This is a genomic window from Sinorhizobium saheli, from assembly GCF_001651875.1.
GTDB lineage: Bacteria > Pseudomonadota > Alphaproteobacteria > Rhizobiales > Rhizobiaceae > Sinorhizobium > Sinorhizobium saheli.
This window is the reverse complement of record NZ_LNQB01000091.1, coordinates 1-21,077: the sequence shown is the minus strand read 5'-3', so window position 1 is coordinate 21,077 and position 21,077 is coordinate 1. Positions and strand designations below refer to the sequence as shown.

Sequence of the window (21,077 nt, the reverse complement as noted above, 5' to 3'; positions counted from 1 at the left end):
AGCTAAGTCTTGTAGGTGGAGATCATGGCCGCGGTGGTTTCCACCCCTTCGAAAAGGAACGCCCGACGTTTTAATTGTCCGACCCAGGCATGGGGCAGCCAGTTCTCGGGTCCGCCACATAGGAGGATCATGATTGGTCTGGGCGCACGCGCTTCTTGAGAGCGGATGATCGTTTTGAGGCAGCGACGGTCGGTCCAGCTTGGTTCGCCGATCTGGGCGTTCGGATGCGTGTGCCAGTCGCCTATGTAGGTGTCGACACAGCCTGACGCGCGATAGTGACGGTCGATCTCGGATTGCTCCCATTCGCGGTCCGGGGAAAAGCTGCTGCGTGTGCGGATCGCTTCCGATCCGCCGTCAATCATCTTCGTGATTACTGCGACAGTCGCGTCCGACCAGTATCCCATAAAGGTCCCGCCTGTTTCGAGGTCGTGCCAACGGCTCGCGTCTTTCAGCATCGCTTCGACGACAGACTCCGGTATCCAGATCAGCTTCGGCATCCGCAGTCCGGGTGTCGTTCCAGTGGATCGATCCGCCAACTCGGCGGCATACGACGTTTTACGTTATGCAGATTCACGGTGCGGACTTCGGATACCGTCCACTCATCCGGGCTGGACAGGACGTCGACGGCCATCCGGACGGTCTCCAAGGACAGTTCCTTCAGGTCGAATGAAGCTCCGGTGAAGGTGAGCTCGGAGCAACCGGGTGGCTGAACGAGCGTTGACTCGTCATTCATGCCGTTCGGATAGGGGATGTGCCCCGGCTTTCCTTCCGGGGTCTCGTTGGCGTGCGCCATGCACACCGGACAACCGGATTCCGGATGATGGAATACGACCGCCCCGCCGTGCAGGTTGGGGGAGGCGAAAACGGAGATCAGCGAAAGGCCACGCTCCCGACAGATGTCGCCGAGAAGGTAGCTCACGCCCGGCGCGGCACTGGCGTCCACAACGAGATCGACGCTGTCCAATAACTCGTTCAGCCGATCTCTGTCTCCGGTTGGTAATCCAATGCGGTGCGGGACGGCCAGAACGGAGGTCCATGGATATTCCCGTTCGATGAACCGCTTCAAGGCGTCCTGCTTCTTCGTTCCCCAACTGCTGGCTCCAAGTTCCCAACGGATCGCGTTGCCCGGCTCGACGACATCGTCGTCCATCAAATGGAGCGAGGTGCAGCCGTTTCTAGCTAGTTCGACGGCAGCGGGTGATCCCAGCGCCCCTAGCCCGACAACTGCAATGCGTTTGCCTCTCAAACTCGCGACCGATGGAACTCGATAGCCGATGTCTATCTCGCCGTCCCGAAAAACAGGTACGATCGACGCGACCGTGCCTCTATGTCGCGGTCCCGATCGGCTCGGGCGTGAAATGTGCTCCTGTACCGCCATTCCGCACACCCAAGCATCTCCATGCTCGTTGTGTTGAAGTTCGGTCTTGCTGACCGTGAATGAGAGCCGGATATCTGCTCCGTCGCATGTCACATATGTTTTCCCGTACGCGACTTTGCCCATCGTCTGTTCATCAGAACCTGTTGGTAGGGACAGTTGGTCGTCCCGCCGCCAAGGGAAGCTGGCGCGAATGGCAGTCGAAGAAATGGCGGCAGGAAGAGGCGCAACACGCTCCTCCAAAAGACTACCGTCACCGGCGTTGACGTTTAAGATCGCAGCCCTGATGGTCCGGCCGATTTCTGTCCGGCTTGCGTTGACGAGGACATCGACAGTCCCTTCGTCATAGCCGGAGAGCTTCCATCTGGAGTCAACGAGGACGAAGCTTCCGCTCCCTTGGCCGAGGCTGTTCCACCAATACTCGATCGGCTCTCCTTGTGGATCCTCCGCTCCCGTGCCGTCCAGGACATGAGCGAGGTTTTCGTCGAGGATTTCCGCCAATGACATGTTGGCCTGCCAATAGCGGGTATCGCGCCCCAGCAGACAAAGGGCTCCTTCGGGTCCACAGTGCCGCTCAGGGTATTGGGAGGGATCGCAGGTCAGAAAAACATGGGGGCGCAGGCGTGGAAACGTATCTGGATAAACTGCTCGGAGCCCGATCGCTCTTCCGTCGATCAATGGCCATGAAAACTCGATTCGAAGGATTCCGGCCGCCGCCTCCTCCTCATCTACGAGGAGGCTCTCTCCAGCAACAGAATAAAGCTTTTCGAGTTCCGCCAGCCTCCTGCGCCCTCCCCGTGTGACAGTAAGAGCGGGAGGTGACTCAAAGTCGGTGTATGGCTTCATGTTCAACCAACGTGCTTCGGAGGCACTTTCGGCGGAACGCTTGGACCAGGGTGATCCGGCGGACCAGGCGGACGACCGGGGCCGGGACGGTTCGGATGACCAGGATGATCGGGATTGCCGGGCGCGTGTCCCGGATTGCCAAGTTTGCCTGCCATTTGAGGCTCCTTCTTTCTGCGGTTGGTGCTAAGTTTTAGTGTCGGCCTAGGCGTCTTCAGGCACGGAGAACGGCTTAAGAAGCGTATGCCTGTTATGGTATTCCATGTGAGAACTTATTGATGTATGCCTAGTCGGCCGATTCGTCGAAAATAGTGGTCCTTCATGTCTAGCGTGCGTTTCAGCTTGGTAGCTGTCAGCCCAGGACTGTGTTGCGGCCCCTTTCGCTGATGTCATTGATATTGATGGTCACGGCTTGTCCTCAATTGACTTGCTAACGGGGCCGAGGACCTTGACGGCCAGCCCCTAACTACGAAGCGACTATACGACCGCGCCTAAGTCAGATTTCACCGTTCATAGGGTGGAAGCCGCAGGATATCAGCAATTTTTCAGCTGGCCCGCAGGGTTGCTGCAAGTAAGTGCAACGGTCCCAAGGTCGACGCGATTCAGTCGCCGGAAAGGACCAGGGCGTTAGAACTGCCGCGACTTGAAGGCGCAGCCCGGTCGGAGGAGGAACTCGCATTTCGGTCGGTTTCACGCCGACGCGATGCCGCGTCCGGCGCTGGTCGGAAGCGATGACGCGTCTTCTTCCTTGGGACGGCGCCGTTGCCAAGCTCGGCAAAGATGGCACGCAACGACGCTTCTGGAAATAGAGGACGGCGCCCGCCGACACATTTGACCTGCGCGGGGCGTCGCTGCCGCCGAGCAAGCTGCGAGGCCGCGACCTTCACGTACAACGCTGTTGTGTTGATGCTGCGATGTCCAAGAAGATCGGCCACCTCGTTGATCGGCCTTCGCTGTCCGACGAGTCGGGTGGCTAAACTGTGGCGCAGGAGATGTGCACCTGCGCGCCCACCCGAGTTCAAACTTAGCAAGATTTCGACCGGCATCGTTGCGCCGATTGTATCGATTGCGTTTCGTACGTCCTCCCATCCAAGGCTCGGCGGCAAATGCGCCAAACGCCAGTGGGGTGTTCTTGGGACGACGCGAGCAAGATCCCGACTGTGGTGGCCAGCCCAATGCAAGAACCGAAGAAATATCGGGATGTGGGAAGTTGCCGTCGAACGGGTGCCGGAGGTCACCGATAGCGACAGCCGACGCTCGACAGCAGGGAGGACGTTCTCAGCCGTCAACGCCTCAAGTTTTGCGCCGGGATGGTGACGGCGATCCAATCCAGAAAGCGGTGGGCGCGCAGAGGAACGCCTTCGCGGGTATTAGGCTCCAGGCCCCGTACCCTATGCAGATACTCCGAAAAGGAGGCCAGAAGCGGAGCATCCGAATCATCCTCTTCACTTGGAGCGGAAATAATGAACCCCTCCGGAGCCACTCGCCATGCGTGCCCAATGCGGGGGAGGATCCGTACTAAACGTGCCCAAATAGCTGTCGACGACATGGATCGGCATCGGACCGCAGTGCGTCCCGGCAAACTGGCTAAAGCGCGCAATCCGGCTCAGATAAATCTTGGCTGACGCTCGCTTGTAACTAAGCGTGAAGAAATGCTCCGCGAGACGATCCATCTCGTCCCTGAGCGCACCGCTGCGCAGGCGCTTGAGCACCCCACGATGCGAAAAATAGAACTCGAGTATATCGCCCCTGCGGCATAGCGGCGCAGAGGGATCCCGCGGCTACCTCAGAGAAACGAAATATTATATGGCGCAGAATTCCAGACTCGGCAGGCCCCGGCTGACGCCGGGCCGGCTCCGCCACATAATCTCTCCTGGCACATAAGAACGGATCATTGCCGGCGTCCCGCACCAGCGACAGCAAGCTGGACCTTTGCGGAAATCGACCGGATGACTGGCCAGGAACACCTTCGCGCCGGAAGGGATCATGCCGAACGCACCGCCCGGATCACCCGCTGCAAGTGCGCCTCGTCGTCTGCGCCCCGCGCACGACAAACTCGCCAATGACGACCTCGACCACCGCGCCCGCCGCACCCCGCACCGGTGTTTCGCAGCTCGAATGCCGCGATGGAGCAGGTCGGCCGTCCCGAGCGTCACGACGCCAGGCGAAGAACTGCGACGGGCGAATGTCAACCCGATGCGCGATCGCCGACACGCTCGCACCGGGCTCCAGCGCCTCTGCGACAACCTGTGCCTTGAACGCATCTGACCAACGCCGGCGAACTTGCCGTGGCGCACCTTCGAGGCGCTCGGCAACCGCTTCGATCATGTGAAAGGTTCTGGTTTCAGAACGAGGTGCAGACATAGAAGCTCACATCGGCTCACAACGCGCGCTACGATCCGGCCGCCCCCCCTTCCGAGACGGGGTTCCCTTGCCGCTTACGAACATTCATCCATCAATACACCTCAACTCTTTTGCGCACTTCACCTACAGTCCAACTTCGAAGTCACACCAATCAACTATCTGGCCTGGTAGTAGATAGAACCCTCGACCCTCATATAGATTTGAGGAAGTTCTCAGTCCGAGGATCGACGAAATGCGCGAAGTTCAGAGCTTGGGGATTGTTATTACCGACCCACGACAGATGATCTCGACCTGCAAAAGGCGCTTTTCAGCAGCCCTAGGTGTGGTTGGCGGCACGTCGGTTCTGCGACGCTTATTATCTCAATTGGCAGACGCTGGGGTACACAGGACGATAGTCGTGGTCCGGGGGGCTTTGGACGACATCGCTATGGACTGCGGTGACGAGCCGGATGGAATGGAGCTCTGCTGGCGCGCTCTGCCCAGACCGAACGCCGGACGTCTCGTGGACGCAGCAACGACGATGGAAATCGCCCACGTGGACGGGGAGCTTCTGTTGTTTACCGAAAACGTGGTCATCGACTTCGAGTTGATCGCGCGCCTATTGCGGTCGCAAGACCGCAACATTGTCGTAGTCAGCAAAACACAGGGCAGACGATCCCTGCGCGTACTAGCGAACGATTCGCTGCGCCTTACAGCAATCCTACCCGACCGCCCTCCAAGTCAGAATCACGCCTCTGCAGATTCGAATCTAGTGGGTGTCTATAAGTTTGACGCTGCGTTCGTTCGGGCCATTGCTCGAAACCGCCGGCATCGCACACATGACGATCTCGAGTTCTTTGAAACCGCATTGAGTATGCATGCGCAACCGATCCAGATCATGTGTGCCGAACCTCAACGTGTAAGGATGGTGAACGATGCTGTTGACCTCGCGGCGGCCAATTTCGCGTTTCCAGTCCCGATCAGTTGCCTACAGCTGAACGCACGCGTGGGCACTGACCTAGAAAAGCTGCCAAGGCGACTTCTTGCGAAGACGATGGTGCCGGCAGGTTCGAAGTGAAGCCGCATGCCCGATGAACGTAGGGAAGAAAGCACGACGTCAGGTCCGTGCCGCCGTTGAAACCCTCGTCCCTCCCGGTCACGGACGACGCGCCGAGCCGCAGGCTCTCACCGCCAATCGCCTGGTGCATCAGCGGTTGTGCGACGCCTATGAGACCACGACAGGCAAGTGATCAGGCCTCCGGTCAAATTTCCTGCGCCTAGTCGACTCCGAAGGCACACGGGGAGGCGCTGGCGATCGAGTTCGGCTAGTCTCGCCAGCTTTCTGCATCGCATGCCGCGAAACCGTCTTTTTCTGAGCCGGCTGACATTCACGTCGACGGTGCGACTGTCGACGTGAATGTTGTCAGGCCAGGACGCGCCCGATTAGTTCGTCCGCGACTGAACACCTGGACTTGGTTTTCCATTAACTGGCGCAGCAGGTCGATTTGGATCTGGCGCGGATGCATCCGTTAGCTGACGCAGGGCCGTAACCGCTGGCTGGCGGACAGCAATTCGGGGTCGCGCAAGTGAGCCACGTGCCTTTCGGCTTAGTCCGATCGAAGTGCTGATGATCCGTACCGCGCGCGATTAGCCGCAACGACACGCACGACGGCCGGTCTGCAGCTTGCCATTCAACCGGGCGCAGATGGGCGGCCCAACAGCACTCGCTAGTTCGCAGTCGAGGCACACTACTGTCGCGTTTGTCGAGACCACGACGTCGCGGCAACTGGCTCAGTGCTGGCTGCACCGTGTTCAAATAACTGACAAACAAAAAAGATCTCGTTGACACCCCCTTCCGCAAAGTTGGCACGACCTTTGAACCCTCATTGGCTGCGGAGGCAGGAGTTGTCGACGAAATACGTCACTCGACGGACGAAGGAGGAGAGCAAGATGTCAGATCTCTCTCGACCTGCATTGAGCGCCCTGCAGTACCGGCCCTTGGGGGCGCAGAGCCGTAGTGCCTCATCGGCTGCCGCGTCGTGCACCGGTGACTACATGGCGGGCGATTTGTCACTTAAGAGAGACTATGGAAGACCCGCGGATGACTGCGGTTTCCCTCAAGTCCGCGGATCGGCCACCGAAGTGTCCGATCCGATTTCCTTGGGAGGATCGATCCATTTCGCAAACACAGGTAGGGACGAGTTTGCGGTCGAGCTCGGTCGGTTTCTCGATCTGACAGATGGTGTCAATCAATCCAAAAAATTGTTCGACCTTTTGTCGGCTTTTGCGTTTAAATTTGGCTGCAAGTGGGTGGCCTATGGTCCTCTTACAACCGACCACAAGGCTTCGAACCCAGTGAGATGCGACTCGGAGGAGATTCTGAATTATCCTGATGGTTGGCAGGAGCGGTGTCTGGAAATGGGTTATGAGAGGATAGCCCCTGTCATCAAGGAGAGTCGAATGGGGGCTGGCACAATTCGATGGAGCGACGTGTACAGTGACGCCGGCACCACTGAATACGAGCGGCGCATGTTTGACGAGGCTGCAACGTTTGGCTTGCGGTCCGGCATTACTGTTCCATTGCGTGGCCCCAGAGGCAGTTGCTCGATCATGAGCTTTGCTCGGCATTGCGAGCGTGAATTCCAAAGTAGAACAATCGCCTACTTACAACTTGCCGCGACCCATTTTCATCTGAGAGTCGCGAATGACGCGAATTTGAACGTCGTCCAAAAAATTCCTGCGCTTTCTTCAAGAGAGAAGGAGTGTGTATTGTGGGTGGCAAGAGGGAAATCGTCCTGGGATATAGGTGTTATTATGCGGATATCCGAAAATACTGTTAACTTTCACATTAAAAATGTAATGCGAAAGCTGGAAACTTCGAGCAGGACCGTCGCCGCAATTAAAGCAATAACCCTCGGAATAATCGACTTGTAAAGGGACCAAGCAAGACAGGCTTAGCCACGGTCCTGTGCAGCAGGCTCGCTATCAAAGGGGAGTACAGGTGATTCAAACATCGGTTACGCTGTGGCGTCCTCTTGCCTGCATTCAGGGCGATGCTGCGCTGTGGCGCATCCTAACGCAAATCGACGTCCTTTTGTTCGCTCGGGAGCTCCGGCCTCCGCGCCGGCCGCGAGTCACCCAAATGCCTAACGCTCACACGTGGCTCGGCCCTGATCTTGGAGGGGTCGCCAAGTCTTATCGTGGCCGCCGCATTCCGGTCATGGCGGCTATATCTACATTCGCCTCTGCGTCAAGTGATGCGGCTCAGAGTGTTTAGGTTTTTCAGGAAATCGGATGTCGATGGGCACGAGGGGCAACTCTCTCGGTTCTGTTCTAGTCAGAATGCGCGAATACTGAGGGAGTGCCAGTAACGCTACTACTAGCGTGCGTAGGTCGCGTCGGCCGCCATTGCTGTATAAAACGCTTCCATCGCAAGTCGGTTTCAAGAGCATGAGGCGCGCCGCCGTGAGGCCATCGTCTGGTGAGGAAAATCATGTCAAACGAGAGTAATTCCAATTCACTCTACGCCTTCGAGAGCCTCGAATCGAACGTGCGATTTTATTCACGATCCTTCCCTGTGGTGTTCGAGAAAGCCGCAGGAGCCATTCTGCATGACGAGAACGGCCGCGAGTTTATCGATTTTCTCTCTGGCTCAGGCGTTCTTAACTACGGTCACAACGATCCTTACTTTCTCGACGAAGCGACTCAATACCTGAGATCAAATGGAATAATCCACGGGTTGGACATGGCTACGCCAGCTAAAAGAGACTTTATGGAGTGTTTTAATGCCATAATATTGCGTCCACGTGGTCTGGAATACAAATTCCAGTTCCCCGGGCCCACCGGCGCCAACGCAGTGGAAGCTGCTTTGAAACTCGCACGCAAGGCCACGGGGCGGCACGGTATAATTTCATTCACCAACGGCTTCCATGGCATGAGCTTGGGTGCCCTCGCGGTTACTGGCAATCGATACTACCGGAACGCGGCAGGTTTTCCGTCAGCCGGCGTGGCGTTCATGCCCTATGACGGGTATTGGGGACCCGATAACGACACTTCGGAATATCTCGATAAGGTGCTCGCTGATGCAAGCAGTGGTGTCGATCTGCCGGCAGCAATCATTCTGGAAACTGTTCAAGCTGAAGGGGGCATCAACGCTGCGCGAAAAGAGTGGCTGCAGTCGATCCAGAGGATTTGCAGAAGCCATGGCATCCTCCTGATTGTTGACGACATTCAGACAGGTTGCGGACGAGTAGGCAATTTCTTCAGTTTCGAGTTTGCGGGTTTATCGCCAGATGTTGTTCTTTTGTCGAAGTCTCTAAGCGGCTGCGGACTGCCGTTGTCCCTTTTGCTGCTCAAGCCCGAGCTAGATGTTTGGCGGCCGGGCGAACACAATGGGACTTTCCGGGGTAACAATCTTGCGTTCGTAACGGGGGCCGCTGCTTTGCGGAAATATTGGATGAATGATGCGCTGTCTATGGACGTCACGGAAACAGGACGCATCATGAGCGAGCGCCTGCAGCAGGTGACTCAAGCGAACCGAACTCATAGGCTTTCTGTTCGCGGAAGGGGCATGATGCTGGGCCTCGATTGTAGCACAGGTAAGCTAGCCGAGAGGATCGTCCGCAAGGCCTTTGTAGAGGGGCTTGTGGTAGAGCGATGCGGCGCGGAAGACCAAGTTATCAAGCTCCTTCCTCCTTTGACAATCGACGAGCAAACGCTTCAACGCGGTCTGGACATTCTGCAAAAGTCCGTACACGCAAGTGCCTAAGCGACTGGCTGGAACGTGGCGGGGCAACTGCGGGCCACCGACAGTATACACCTTGGACTATTGAAATTCGCGCGTTGAAGCCGGCGAATTGATCGCCGCGCCTGTTCGTGTCCGACTCGCTAGGCAACAGCTCCGCGCGACCGATTCCCCGCCGCGCAATGTTGACGCGGACCTGCTGGACCCTAACCTGACGCACGGAACTATGTTTCTCAACGCCTCGCGATTGCACCGTTCCCCTGCCAACGACAACCGCGGCCTACGATTGTTGGAAAACCAAAGCGACTGTCCGATTTGTCGGATCCGCGACACGGTGGTGTTCGGTCCGCTTGTTCCTGCACTCACGTAAGCAATTGAACAATAGAGAAGATTTTTGTTCCTGTGCAGCTGGCACAGTTCTTGTGTCCCAACGTTCGAGAAGCGCCGGTAACCGCCGATCGATCCCAATGTCATGCGTGATATTGCGGTTGGGGGAACGAAGAAAGGAGAGCCAGCATGCCAGCTGTGCACCGGGTGTCCGCATTCCGATCTGTTTACTCTGCCCTGAGGAAGTAAACCAGAATGGAGTTCCCGATCAAAAGTGCCATAAAGGACAGCTACGAGCGGTTCCCTCGGCAGATGAAGGTCGCCGCACGTTGGTTAGTTGATCATCCGACTGAGGTCGCATTGCTGTCGATGAGGGAGCAGGCGCGCCGAGCACGAGTGCCTCCGGCAACACTAACGCGGCTTGCAAAGCGTCTAGGCTTCGATGGTTTCGACAAATTGAAGGAGTTATTCGCAAATAGCGTCAGGGAAATGCCCGACACATTCGCCGGGCGCGCAGAGGGGTTATTGCTACGACGGGAGGTCGAGGGCGACGGCGTTGTCATCGGCGATACAGTTAAAGCCTTGAATAGTCATCTAAGTGGGTTCGTGCAGCCAGCCGCGATTGCGGCGCTAGCAGCAGCCGCTGACATCCTGGTGGAGGCAAGGAAGATTTTTTGCATCGGCCGCCGTTCAAGCTTTCCTGTAGCCTATCTTATGCACTATGTCGGCTCATTGCTCGGCTTCCCCACAATATTGATCGACGGCATAGGCGGCGCCTCCAATGATGTCCTGCGGTCTGTCGGTCCAGAAGACGCTTTGCTGGCGGTTACAGTCAGCCCGTATACCCGCTTCACAGTGCAGGCAGCCGAGTACGCCGTTTCGCGCGGTGCGAAACTCGTCGCTCTGACCGACAGCGACCTATCTCCAATCGCCAACCTTTCCGAAACTGTGATTCACGTTCGGACCGAAATGCCTTCGTGTTTTCACACCATGACTCCCGCATTCGCCGCGGTGGAATGCCTCGTGGAACTGGTCGCCGCCAGACGCGGCAGTTGCGCGCTCCAATCCTTGGCCGCCAGCGAAGAACATCTTGCGGAATTCGACACTTATGTCCTCCAAATACCGCGCATGCGCGCGAACTCTGATTGACCGAGACAGAACCGCAAACTCAAAGGGCTCATCTGTGCTTGGACATGAGGACCAGATCTCAAGTCGAGCCTCGTGCCCATTTACTTTCGTCGTGAACCAAGCGGCTACATACTTTCTCGATTGCGATGCCACAGCGCTTCGTTTGTACGAGATAAGTGACAAACGTCGTAATTTGACCCTGCGCATCCTCGTACTGGCCGCGTAACTGGTGGACGTTTCTGTTTGAAACCTGACGCATGTGAGGCGCTGTTAGTGGTCACCGCGGCGTAAGCGTATGCCTTGCATTTCTTTCCCGCACATCCTCGTCGTGGCACGCCGATTGCACTGGCGTGGTGAAGAAGCCGTTACGATTATTACGTCTCGCACTTAAGGAAGGGAGACCACATGAAGACCGCTCGAACGACCACAGGTAATGCGATAGATGCTTCCCCGCTGAAAGCGCTTCCGCCCACCGGTTCGGGCCTACGGCCTACGTCCGAGGTCATCAATTTCATTGAGGGAACTCGCGCGGTGACCGCGGATGATCTAGAAGCTCACAGCATCACGCGGTATCGCGTCACAAGCTCCTATCGTGAACAGATCATCAACAGTGGCTATTACGACCAGCTTAAACTCATCGTCGAGCCGTCATTCAAAGAGTTCGAGAGTCCTGGTAATCTAGATACGAGCGGCGAGCACGACAACACGGTCGTGCCTGGGTTTCAGCACAAGTACGCCCAAACCGGATTATTGCTGGCGACGGACCGCTGCGCTTCATACTGCCGTTATTGCTTTCGCAAACGTATTGTTGGCAGGGATTCAGATGAAATCGCAGCTGACTTAGGGGAAATTGCACGCTACATTGGAGGTCACCCTGAGATGACGAACGTGCTGGTATCGGGAGGTGACCCGTTTGTGCTCAGCACCGGCAGGCTCCACGAAATTCTTGATCGTCTGCTGTCGTTCCCACACTTGAATTCTATTCGATTCGGCACAAAAATGCTCGCCTACGCGCCTAAAAGATTCGAGGATCCCGGTGTGGTAGCCTTGTTCCAACGGATCCATGATGCGCGTAAGGTCGGAATGATGGTCACACATTTTGACCACATCGGCGAAATCTCGGTCGATGCGGAGCGTAACATTCGTGCGTTGTGCGCACGTGGTGTACAATTTCTAAACCAGACCGTGCTTCTCGCGAAAGTCAACGATGACCCCGAGATCTTGGCTGCGACCTTTGCCAAGTGTCACCAAATTGGCATGCGCCCTTATTACCTCTTTCAAGGCAGGCCGGTAAAAGGCGCTTCGCATTTCCAAGTTCCACTGCGCCGAGGACTAGAGATTGCGCACGGCATCAACCAACGCCTGAGCGGCATTGAAAAGACCTTCAAATACATCATGTCGCATTCCACAGGAAAGATTGAGATTCTCGACCTTGGAGCGGATGGCCGCGTCTATATGCGGTATCATCAAAACAAGACGCCGGAGAAGATCGGTAAGATTTTTTCTCGGCCGTATCTCGAGGGTGCCTGCTGGTTGGACGATTTGGCCGAGGAATGAGATCAAAAGGCGCGCATTGCGTGCTTGCCGACAAAGCGCAAGTGGAGCTGCCCTATCTCCAGATAGTAGCGTCGTGGCCGTGGNGGGGGGGGGGGGGGGGGGGGGGGGGGGGGGGGGGGGGGGGGGGGGGGGGGGGGGGGGGGGGGGGGGGGTCGGGTATCGGGTAGCGGACACGATGAGCTGCTGTGAGCTTCTATGTCTGCGCCTAGTTCTGAACTAGATGCCGGTCGGTAACTTGACAGCGAGGATTTGCCGCCTGCCGTCCCAATCGACGCCGACGGCGATCAGCACCTCCTGGCTCTGACGACGCCGGCCTCATGCACTTTCTCGTACGGGCATCGAGGATGAGATAGGGGAAGAGCTCTTGAAAGCGGGCGGCAGGCAAAGGCCATATGGCTTTCGGCGAGGCGCTCGTTGATCGCAGGCATCGCCGAGGCCGAGCGGGCATAGGGCACCGCTCCTCAGTGATCGCCTTCACCTTGCGGGTCGACACCCCTTGCACATACATCGCCGCCATGGTCGTTACCAGCGCCCGCTTCGAGCGCTGATAACGCCCGGAGCAGTGCTGTGGCGTCCGAGCTCCAGCTTGCCGACCGCGTCATCAGCGTGCTGCCGTAATGACCAGAGCGATAGCCGAGCGTCTCCAGCGTGCGCTCGCCCTTTTTTGCCCTATCGCCTCGTCCACCTCCGCCTTGAGAACCTGTTGCATGACGGCCCGGATCATTACCCGGAGCGCGTCGGGGTTCGAAAGCAGAATGTCTCGGACGGCAGCGACGGTAGTCCTATTTTCAGTTTTGGTCATGGTGGCGCCGCACCTTAGCCACCTTCGGTGGCATAGACGTGGCGGAAATGAAGGCATCGTCGTTTGCGATCAGGTCTTGTCTGATACCACCTGCGCTGGTGCGGCCCGGCAAGCAGCCCCAGTCTGTTCCTGTTCGCCAAGTGTCGGAAATGGCGTGATGGACCAATGCATTAAGTCAACGGCATGCTGAAGTATGGCCGCAGTACGTGTGCGGCTCGGCGAAACGGCGATGACATGGCCCATCGAATCCAAGTAATCGCCTTTTCTCACGACCGGTGTTTTTGGTTTAACATAAATTCTAACCTCAGCGACACCTGGTACGGCAGCTGCCCGAGTGTCGCCATCGATCCAATCGAGGATGCCGTCGCGATCAGGAACTAGGAACCGCGCGGCGGCAATGTGCGAACGCTGCGCGCGCAGGTCCCATTCCTGGCCAATGAGAAGCTTGATGTGCTCGGTTATGAGGTCGACACCATGAGCCATCTGAACCAGGCGAGGAGTGATCCAACCAGGAAGGCGCGGATTGACTTCAATGACAACTGGCCCGCGCTTCGTCCAACGGAATTCAATGTTCGCTGGCCCCCAGCCGAGGCCGAGAGCGTGCAAGCAGTTCAGCGAAACATCGCTGATACGCTTATACTCGTCATCAGTCAGCGGGGCTGGAAAAACTGTCTCACGAATGACGAAATGCGGTGGGTGGCCGAAGTCAGCGGCACCAACTGCAATCACTGCACTTCCCATCGTATCGACGCTGTATTGTGGGCCTTGAGCGAATTCTTCGACCAGTACCTTGCGTGAAGATTTGTGTTCCCCACATAGCAGCCGAGTCGTATGCTCCGCTAACTCATCGCCGTCCCGGCATAATCGGACACCGCTGCTGCCGCTGCCTACCGCCGGCTTTAGGATCACGGGCAGGCCGATCTCCGAGGCAGCAACTTCTACTTCGCTAGCATCGGCCGCCACCCGAAAAGCAGGCATTGGAATGCCGGCCTCGGCGAGGAGCTGACGTTGAACGAACTTGTCGCAGCATCGATCAATCGACGCAGGGTTCGGTCCTGGTAGATCGAAATACCGGCAGAGCTTGGCAACTATCACATAGAGCGACTCATCGAGGCCAGTGAACCCAGTGATGCCAGCAATGTCATACCTCGCACGTACTTGACAACATTCGCGTAGCACTGCACCGAATTTATCTGTGTTGACACGGATTGCCTCAGCGCCTCTCGCTGCAAGATAATCATACTGAGTTGGATCAGCCGACAGGGTGATCGGATGAAGACCAAGACGCTGGGCCGCATGGATGTATAGCGGACCGTTACCTCTATGACCTTCAAGCAGGATGAGTGCTCTTCTTGCCATTAACGTTACCTCCACGTTGCGCACTCTGACCGCGATCAGAGCCTAGGCATAATCTTTTGCAACCGGTGCTTAACCTCAGTCTCGCGATGAGCGTGTGATTGTCCGGATTTAGGCTGCCCTGTGCTAGCGGCATCGCAAATGCCAAGGTGCGGCTGCCGAAAGTCACACGAGGCAGAGCCGTCTACGGGAAAGGCCAGCGTCAACCAACGCCACACGTCGGGGCCAGGGTTCAATGGTAGTGTTCATGACCTCCACCGCTGATAGAAGGCAGACTTCCGGCTGGGCCGATGCGTGTGCTGCGGCTACTGCTGAAGCATCTTAAGTAGGGCTCGATGCTTGATCTGCCTCGGCGATACCGATTCCGAAGTACCGAGTATGGGCAGCATTGAGGATGCGATTGACCAATGACGAGAAGCTGTGTCCGCCGGTCGCCGCGGCCAGGACATAAGCGCTGGACGTACCGAGCACCGGCATGGAGTTGATCTCCAGGACAAACGGTTGACCGGAGCGGTCAATCCGGAAGTCGACGCGGGCGTAATCTCGGCACTGGCACGCTCGGAACGCCGCAACTGAAATATCTTGCAGCACCGCCTTAAGCTTGCTCCCAACTGGCGCCGGGCAAATCCTCCGCGGTGGCGCCTCCCGAGTCAGAAGATGCGTTTCGGCGCCGCCGAAGTCGTACTCCACAAGAGGCAAGATCTCGAGTTGTCCGTTTCCAAGCAGCGCGCTCGTGACTTCTCGCCCGTCGATGTATTCTTCCACGAGGGCATCCTGCGAATACTGCGTCGCGATTACTTCTACGGCTTGTCTCAACTGAGCGGGTTGATATACAAGCTCCAACCCAAAGCTGCCAAATTCGTGACGCGGCTTCACTACCAGTGGGAATCGCAGGTCACCGATACTCTCAGTGCCTTTACGCATGACGCGAAAGTGCGGCGTCGGCACCCCAGCATCGCGCAGGAGCCTCTTGGTTAAGACCTTATCAAGGGCCAGACCGTGCCCGACCGGGCTCGATCCGGTGTAAGGCACGCCAGCCATCTCGAGCATGGCAGGAACGTGGGTGAGACGGCACTCGCCTTGAATTCCGTAAGCCAGGTTGAAAACGAATCCGGACGGCCGGGCTTGAGGACCGGGAGGCATCAAACGCTCGAGCGAAGTGAGCAGTCCCTTGTCGCCTTCGCACAGCAACGCCTCGTGACCGCCTTTCCGCAGTGCTGCCGCCACGCTGGCGACCTTCTCGCGACGTTCCTCCTTCGGACAAGGTTGACCGAACCTGTTGATGACAGCCCCATAATCATCGTTCCATACTACGGCTACCCGCATGAGCTTACTCCCTGGATGTTTCCCGCTATCAGGTTCATGTGTATTTTAATTCGGTTGATCCTACAGTGTCTCATGCAATCGGCGTGCCAGCGGAGAAATGGTAACCTATAGGCGCAAAGCAGACAAAAATTGCTGCAGCCATCGAAAAATTTGAGCCTCAGTGTGTCAGTTCTCTAACATCAACTGTAGCTTGGCAGTACAACGGGTTTTAGCTCAAGCTATTCCGGTGCGCTGGTGTTTGGAGGGCACCGTAGGAGTTCCATGCTCTGCCATGCATTGCACACTCAGGCGATTTCGCCGTCCGCTTGGCCGTGTTCAGACGGCTTCAACGTCGCAGCAAGCCCGGCATGAGCGTCTCCGACCAGGGCACAAAATACGCGTGCCCGTGATCTCGACCGCTTGGCCTATGCGGGAGGCGCGTTCTCGACTTCTCACGGCCGGGTAAGCCGACCGGGAATGCTTCATCGAGGCATTCAAACGGTCCCTTGCGGGCGGAATGCTTGAACCAGCATTGGCTCCTGACCCTTGTGGATGCCCGCGAAAAAAATAGAAGATTGGCGTCAATACTGTAATGAGGAACGACCACATAGTGCGACCGGCAACAAGGTGCTGATCTCGTTGATGAATTAGGGAGCGCAACCAGCCCGCCCCCTGAATGAAGCCGAAAAACTCTCCGGCGGTTCAAAGATCGGGTTCAGAAACACCGAGGCTCTAATCGCCGCTGGATGAAGTTTCCTGGCATGTATGGCCGGCCTCGCGGTCGGGCGTTTTAGACGGCTGCGTCGGTTGCAGGCATGTATTCGGCCTATGAGTGCGGCCGCTTTATGCCGCTGGCACTGATGAAGGCCGCGAGCGTGTAGGGCGTCCTGGCCCGCAATTCGGCCGCCCATAGTGTCGGCGCAGCCGTGCTCTTGCGGCTAAAGCGCAGCACCGTATGGGCACCGACCACGACGAGCCGTCGGATGTAGAGATGGTCTTGCTTGCTGATGCGCCCGAGCCGCTGTTTTCCTCCGGACGAGTTTTGTCGCGGCACAAGCCCGAGCCAAGCCGCAACTGCCGGCCGGACTCGAAGAGCAACGGGATCCGTAACGGTAGCCGCTATGGCGGTCGCGGTGATTGGACTGCGCCTATCGCGTCCCCGCCCTGCACTTGAAAGACGTGCTTGGCGACGGTGTTAACCTTCTCCATGCACGGCTTTCCCTCACGTCGAGGACGAGGATTATGAGACCGTCCACCGCTTACCCGAGTCCGGCACATGGGTCTCCTTGCCACCCACCAACTTTGGTAGGTTCGGTTTTTGCCGTCACTCACGTAAGAGTCTGTACGGTGGGCGAGGTGGTTCGAGCAATTGCTGACCGGCTGAACTATAGTCGTAATCATAGTCCTTGTTGAGAGTGCCCCATGCGGATCAATAGCGAAATGAATCCCGGATTGTTTCTCTCTCGGTCCGGATATCATCAACGGGGACGACTCGTCCCCAGCCTGTCAGCGAGTGGTGAAGCTGATATCGGTCACTATGCCAAGGTTGCCCCGAAGATGCGGGATTTCACTTCGCTTTTCTGGCCCAGCACAAAACCTAGGCCGCACCGGAACCGGCCTGGTCTCAGGTCCAGTACAGCTTCAAACAAATCTCGGAGTCCTGCGTCATGAGAACCTTTGGAACCTACATCGTTGAGTTGCTGGCCGCCAATGGTGTTGAACTAGTGTTCGGCATACCTGGAGTGCACACGGTCGAGCTTTATCGTGGACTGCAAAACGCGGGATTGCGGCACATTACTTCTCGCCATGAACAGGGTGCCGGGTTCATGGCGGACGGGTACGCCCGGGTTAGCGGCAAGCCCGGGGTCTGCTTCATTATCAGCGGCCCGGGGTTGACCAACATCGCGACCGCGATGGGGCAGGCCTACTGCGACTCGATCCCAATGCTGGTGATCTCTTCGGTAAGTGCAGTCGGCGCGATGGGCTCAGGCGCCGGCCATCTTCATGAACTGCCGGATCAGCGCCAATTAATGCGACAGGTCAGTGCCTTCAGTCACACAGTTCTGCATATGGATGAGTTCGAGCTCGCCCTTGCGAGAGCCTTCGCGATTTTTGCTTCCGCCCGGCCGCGTCCGGTTCACATAGAGATTCCCGTCGACTTGTTGGGATGCGACAGCACTTCCTTGGGGATTGCACGCCACCTTGAGACGCCTGCAGCCCCTGGCGTTGCAATGGAAGCAGCCGCTGCAGCCACAGAACTTCTCACAAACGCCGCTCGGCCAGTCATAGTCGCAGGGGGTGGTGCTAAGCGCGCAAGTGTCCCCATCCGGCGGCTGGCCGAAGCCTTGGACGCACCGGTATTGATGACTGTGAACGGTCGCGGCATCTTGCCTCCGGGGCACGCGCTTGCTGTTCCTATCATTCCCGCCCGCGCGCCCGCCCTCGAACTGCTAAGCAAATCGGATGTAATTCTGGCGATCGGCACCGAAATAGGGCCGACCGACTTCAAAAACAAGCTCCTCGAACGCACTAACTTCCCTGGCAAACTCATTCGAATAGATCTCGACGCTGAACAGGCGATGCGTGGCATGTCCCCGGACCTGGCGATCGTGGCCGATGCGACAGAAGCCGCCGAACAGATCAGTATGTTGATTGCGCCTTCCGATGTAGGTGGCAGCGGGAAGGCACGCGCGGCCGCCGCAAGGGCAGCAATGGCGGCTGTAGTGACACCTAAGGAAAAGGCGTGCTTGCATCTGCTAGCGGCGTTGCGTCATGGCGCAAAAAATACAATCATCGTCGGCGATTCTAATCAACCGGTATATGCTGGCTGCACGGCATTCGGCACCGACGAGCCGGGCAGATTCTTTTGCTCCGCGACCGGCTACGGGACGCTGGGATATGCGTTGCCGGCAGCTATAGGCGCCAAACTCGCCGCTCCGGATCGCCCTGTCATATGTGTGATCGGAGACGGTGGCCTTCAATTCACTCTCCCGGAAATGGCGACCGCGAGCGAAATTGGCTGTCCTATCATCATGATCGTCTGGAGAAACAACGGCTATGGAGAGATTAAGAGACACATGGAGAACGCCGGGGTCGAACCGATCGGTGTCGACCTCTTTACACCCGATTTCCAGAAGCTTGCTCAGGCCTTTGATTGGCACGGTGAGGTACTGGCGGGCGCCGATGCCGTTGAGGAGCGTTTGGCTGCGGCTAGGATGCGCGGCAAGCCCTCTTTGATTGAGATTGTAGAGGCGTCCTACGTTTAGTTGCTGATTCAGCTGTCGGTTGAACCGCGCCCGCTCCCGATCGTTGGACCGCCCATCAGGGTTTCTTCTCTTTTCGGGGCTGGGTCTCTCAAGCACAGGACATCCTCTGCGCGCCTAAAGGGCGCGGCGTTGGTCGTTGTCTTTATGTTTGGCGAGTAGCGGTCTTCGGCACGCGGCAAGATCATGAGCGCCCGCCAGGGGGCTGGCTTCTCTTCGAAGTCGGCGCGACCGCTTCGTGATCGGGTCGGATGAGAGGCACTCAATCTTTTTCCGCGACTGTCAGATGAGCTGACGCCTTGGTCATCCACGAGGCGATCAACCGAGCGGCCTTCGATGACTGGGGTTGAGCGCCAGCTTGCGCCGGCTCTTGCCAGGGGCGATGTCGTCATCCTCGACAATCTCGCCGTCCACAAGAGTGCACGAGGGGGCAATGCCTCCGAGACAGGGCGCCTGGTTCGTGTTTATGCCGCCCATACAGTCCAGATCTCAACCCCATCGAAATGTCCCGGCTGCCCAAAGATCGGGGTGGTTCACGATAGGGCGCACTCTAATCCAATCTGGAGGAAGTTACCCGTGGCAGATCACGGGGCATTATTCATACTCGAAGATAACGCTTGAAAGGTAAGCGGTTAGCTGACGGCGTCTGACATGAAATTCCAGGGCATGGGGGCTTTGTGCGGCAAAACCCTTGCGCGGACGCGGCGCTCGCTTCGGCTTGTCTTTGGCCGCGCGGTCGAGTTCGCTAGGGATTGCCGATAGGCCGGTTTGACCTCTTCGAAGGCAAAGGAGACCTGATCGTCATTGACCCCGAGGCGGAGCCGCTCAGAGCGCTTGCCATTTTGCGTGCGCTGCAGAACCTTCATGATCAAGGTCCGGTTGGCAATCCGCTCGTTGGCGCTCTTCTCAACCGCCCCCAATCGCGCAATCTCAGCCTCGGCCACCTACAGCCGGCCCTCTTTCGCGGCTTGTTCGCGCGCCAACGCGAGAACCATCGCTTTCAGCGGAACACGGTCCGCCCGCTTCGGCCGGAACGCATAAACCGCTCCGTTGAATGGGTCGAGACCGCCGTCTCGGACCAGAGCCATCAAGGATAGCGCACCTTTGCGGAGGTCGACAGGCTGGCACGGCACGCAAACGATGACGCCGGACGCGATCATACCTTGCGGACCGCCCGGAGTATCTTCGCCAAGTAATCCAACTCGATATCGCCGGCGACGCGCACCACGACATCACCGAGGACGATTTCGACCGTAGAGCTTGCCACCGGCTCAGCGCGCGCGAACTTGACCTCTTTCTTCGCGGTTTCCGTCAGGGGCGCAACCAGCAGTTTGCAGAGGATGTAAGCGGCAAGCAGACCCCGTCTGGCGGAAGGGGTGAGCGGTCGGATATCGGTAGCGGACACAATGAGCTGCTGTGAGCTTCTATGTCTGCGCCTAGCTCTGGAACTAGAACCTTCCATATGATCGAAGCGGTTGCCGAGCGCCTTGAGGGTGCGCCGCGGCAGCTTCGCCGGCGCTGGTCGGATGAGTTCAAGGCACGGGCGGTGGCGGAGGCATTGGAGCCAGGCGCGAGCGTCTCGGCGATCGCGCATCGGCTCGGCATTCACCCGTCGCAGCTCTTTGGCTGGCGTCGTGCGGTCTTAGACGCTCGGAAGGTGTCCACGGAACCGGCCCATTGTGAGATAGCCGCGGCGTCTACTGGCGAAGCGGTGATCGAGGTTGTCATTGGCGACGTGATCGTGCGTGCTCGCGCTGACGTCAGTGAGGAGCACTTGCAGCGGGTGATCCGGGCGGTGCGCTCGGCATGATCCCCTCCGGCGTGAAGGTGTTCCTGGCCAGTCATCCGGTCGACTTCCGCAAGGGACCGGACAGTTTGCTGTCGCTGGTACGTGACGCCGGCAGTGATCCGTTCAACGATGCGCTATATGTCTTCCGGGCCAAACGAGCGGATAGAGTGAAGATCGTCTGGTGGGACGGCTCCGGCGTCTGCCTTTATGCCAAGCGGTTGGAAAAATCGCAGTTCTGCTGGCCC

Annotated in this window: 18 protein-coding genes and 2 pseudogenes; 9 read left to right on the top strand and 11 right to left on the bottom strand. The window is 57.8% G+C overall.

What is annotated here, in order from left to right:
• Window positions 1-2: 2 nt before the first annotated feature.
• The 4 genes from ATB98_RS23425 to ATB98_RS23415 form a co-directional block, all read right to left on the bottom strand.
• The gene (locus ATB98_RS23425) at window positions 3-497 is read right to left on the bottom strand and encodes a Mov34/MPN/PAD-1 family protein (protein WP_066878033.1); all 495 of its coding nucleotides are present in this window, start codon (window positions 495-497) and stop codon (window positions 3-5) included.
• The gene (locus tag ATB98_RS23420; RefSeq protein ID WP_066878031.1) at window positions 485-2,221 is read right to left on the bottom strand and encodes a ThiF family adenylyltransferase; all 1,737 of its coding nucleotides are present in this window, start codon (window positions 2,219-2,221) and stop codon (window positions 485-487) included. The genes ATB98_RS23425 and ATB98_RS23420 overlap by 13 nt, the downstream gene beginning before the upstream one ends.
• Window positions 2,222-2,820: 599 nt before the next feature.
• Complete coding sequence (locus tag ATB98_RS30190) at window positions 2,821-3,264, bottom strand: tyrosine-type recombinase/integrase (protein WP_234782007.1); 444 nt, start codon at window positions 3,262-3,264, stop codon at window positions 2,821-2,823.
• A gap of 961 nt (window positions 3,265-4,225) precedes the next feature.
• Window positions 4,226-4,546, bottom strand: a complete 321-nt coding sequence (locus tag ATB98_RS23415) for a transposase (protein WP_167354113.1) — start codon at window positions 4,544-4,546, stop codon at window positions 4,226-4,228.
• Between the two features lie 268 nt (window positions 4,547-4,814).
• Between ATB98_RS23415 and ATB98_RS23410 the strand changes: the two genes are divergently transcribed.
• The 5 genes from ATB98_RS23410 (at window position 4,815) to ATB98_RS23390 (ending at window position 12,317) form a co-directional block, all read left to right on the top strand.
• Window positions 4,815-5,639, top strand: a complete 825-nt coding sequence (locus tag ATB98_RS23410; RefSeq protein ID WP_234782006.1) for a hypothetical protein — start codon at window positions 4,815-4,817, stop codon at window positions 5,637-5,639.
• 872 nt (window positions 5,640-6,511) lie between these two features.
• Window positions 6,512-7,495: a LuxR family transcriptional regulator gene (locus ATB98_RS23405; protein WP_084435742.1), complete on the top strand. Its 984-nt coding sequence runs from the start codon at window positions 6,512-6,514 to the stop codon at window positions 7,493-7,495.
• 559 nt (window positions 7,496-8,054) lie between these two features.
• Window positions 8,055-9,329 carry a diaminobutyrate--2-oxoglutarate transaminase gene (ectB, locus tag ATB98_RS23400; protein ID WP_066878029.1) on the top strand — a complete coding sequence of 425 codons (1,275 nt, stop codon included), beginning with the start codon at window positions 8,055-8,057 and terminating at the stop codon, window positions 9,327-9,329.
• 558 nt (window positions 9,330-9,887) lie between these two features.
• Window positions 9,888-10,781, top strand: coding sequence for a MurR/RpiR family transcriptional regulator (locus tag ATB98_RS23395; RefSeq protein WP_066878027.1), 894 nt, complete (start codon window positions 9,888-9,890; stop codon window positions 10,779-10,781).
• 483 nt (window positions 10,782-11,264) lie between these two features.
• The gene (locus ATB98_RS23390; protein ID WP_157111071.1) at window positions 11,265-12,317 is read left to right on the top strand and encodes a KamA family radical SAM protein; all 1,053 of its coding nucleotides are present in this window, start codon (window positions 11,265-11,267) and stop codon (window positions 12,315-12,317) included.
• Between the two features lie 205 nt (window positions 12,318-12,522).
• Here ATB98_RS23390 and ATB98_RS30610 read toward each other — a convergent pair whose 3' ends face one another.
• The 3 genes from ATB98_RS30610 to ATB98_RS23375 form a co-directional block, all read right to left on the bottom strand.
• Window positions 12,523-12,825, bottom strand: a complete 303-nt coding sequence (locus ATB98_RS30610) for a hypothetical protein (RefSeq protein ID WP_407695301.1) — start codon at window positions 12,823-12,825, stop codon at window positions 12,523-12,525.
• 363 nt (window positions 12,826-13,188) lie between these two features.
• Window positions 13,189-14,478: an ATP-grasp domain-containing protein gene (locus ATB98_RS28290; RefSeq protein ID WP_084435740.1), complete on the bottom strand. Its 1,290-nt coding sequence runs from the start codon at window positions 14,476-14,478 to the stop codon at window positions 13,189-13,191.
• Window positions 14,479-14,796: 318 nt separating this feature from the next.
• Window positions 14,797-15,801 (bottom strand): D-alanine--D-alanine ligase family protein, encoded by a 1,005-nt coding sequence (locus tag ATB98_RS23375; protein WP_066878018.1) that lies wholly within the window; start codon window positions 15,799-15,801, stop codon window positions 14,797-14,799.
• A gap of 359 nt (window positions 15,802-16,160) precedes the next feature.
• On the opposite strand from ATB98_RS23375, the pseudogene ATB98_RS29185 reads away from it, so the two are divergent.
• A pseudogene (locus ATB98_RS29185) lies at window positions 16,161-16,460 on the top strand (integrase core domain-containing protein); the annotation flags it as partial.
• A gap of 146 nt (window positions 16,461-16,606) precedes the next feature.
• On the opposite strand, the pseudogene ATB98_RS28280 reads toward ATB98_RS29185, so the two are convergent.
• Window positions 16,607-16,921 (bottom strand): annotated as a pseudogene (locus tag ATB98_RS28280) (transposase); the annotation flags it as partial.
• A gap of 526 nt (window positions 16,922-17,447) precedes the next feature.
• Here ATB98_RS28280 and ATB98_RS23370 point away from each other — a divergent pair.
• On the top strand, window positions 17,448-19,046 hold the full coding sequence (locus tag ATB98_RS23370) for a 5-guanidino-2-oxopentanoate decarboxylase (RefSeq protein ID WP_066878016.1): 1,599 nt from the start codon (window positions 17,448-17,450) through the stop codon (window positions 19,044-19,046).
• A 629-nt stretch (window positions 19,047-19,675) separates the two neighbouring features.
• Here the strand turns inward: ATB98_RS23370 and ATB98_RS23365 are convergent.
• The 3 genes from ATB98_RS23365 to ATB98_RS23355 form a co-directional block, all read right to left on the bottom strand.
• A complete protein-coding gene (locus ATB98_RS23365) occupies window positions 19,676-19,987 on the bottom strand; it encodes an IS66 family transposase (protein WP_327197938.1) in 312 nt (103 codons plus the stop codon).
• The gene (locus tag ATB98_RS30605; RefSeq protein WP_407695300.1) at window positions 19,988-20,131 is read right to left on the bottom strand and encodes a hypothetical protein; all 144 of its coding nucleotides are present in this window, start codon (window positions 20,129-20,131) and stop codon (window positions 19,988-19,990) included.
• A gap of 68 nt (window positions 20,132-20,199) precedes the next feature.
• Complete coding sequence (locus ATB98_RS23355) at window positions 20,200-20,448, bottom strand: hypothetical protein (protein WP_066878013.1); 249 nt, start codon at window positions 20,446-20,448, stop codon at window positions 20,200-20,202.
• 57 nt (window positions 20,449-20,505) lie between these two features.
• Between ATB98_RS23355 and ATB98_RS23350 the strand changes: the two genes are divergently transcribed.
• Together ATB98_RS23350 and tnpB are read left to right on the top strand one after the other, a co-directional pair.
• The gene (locus tag ATB98_RS23350) at window positions 20,506-20,853 is read left to right on the top strand and encodes a transposase (RefSeq protein WP_234782005.1); all 348 of its coding nucleotides are present in this window, start codon (window positions 20,506-20,508) and stop codon (window positions 20,851-20,853) included.
• Window positions 20,850-21,077 (top strand): IS66 family insertion sequence element accessory protein TnpB (gene tnpB, locus ATB98_RS23345; RefSeq protein WP_066878010.1); only part of this gene is annotated, 228 nt, incomplete at its 3' end. The genes ATB98_RS23350 and tnpB, both read left to right, overlap by 4 nt.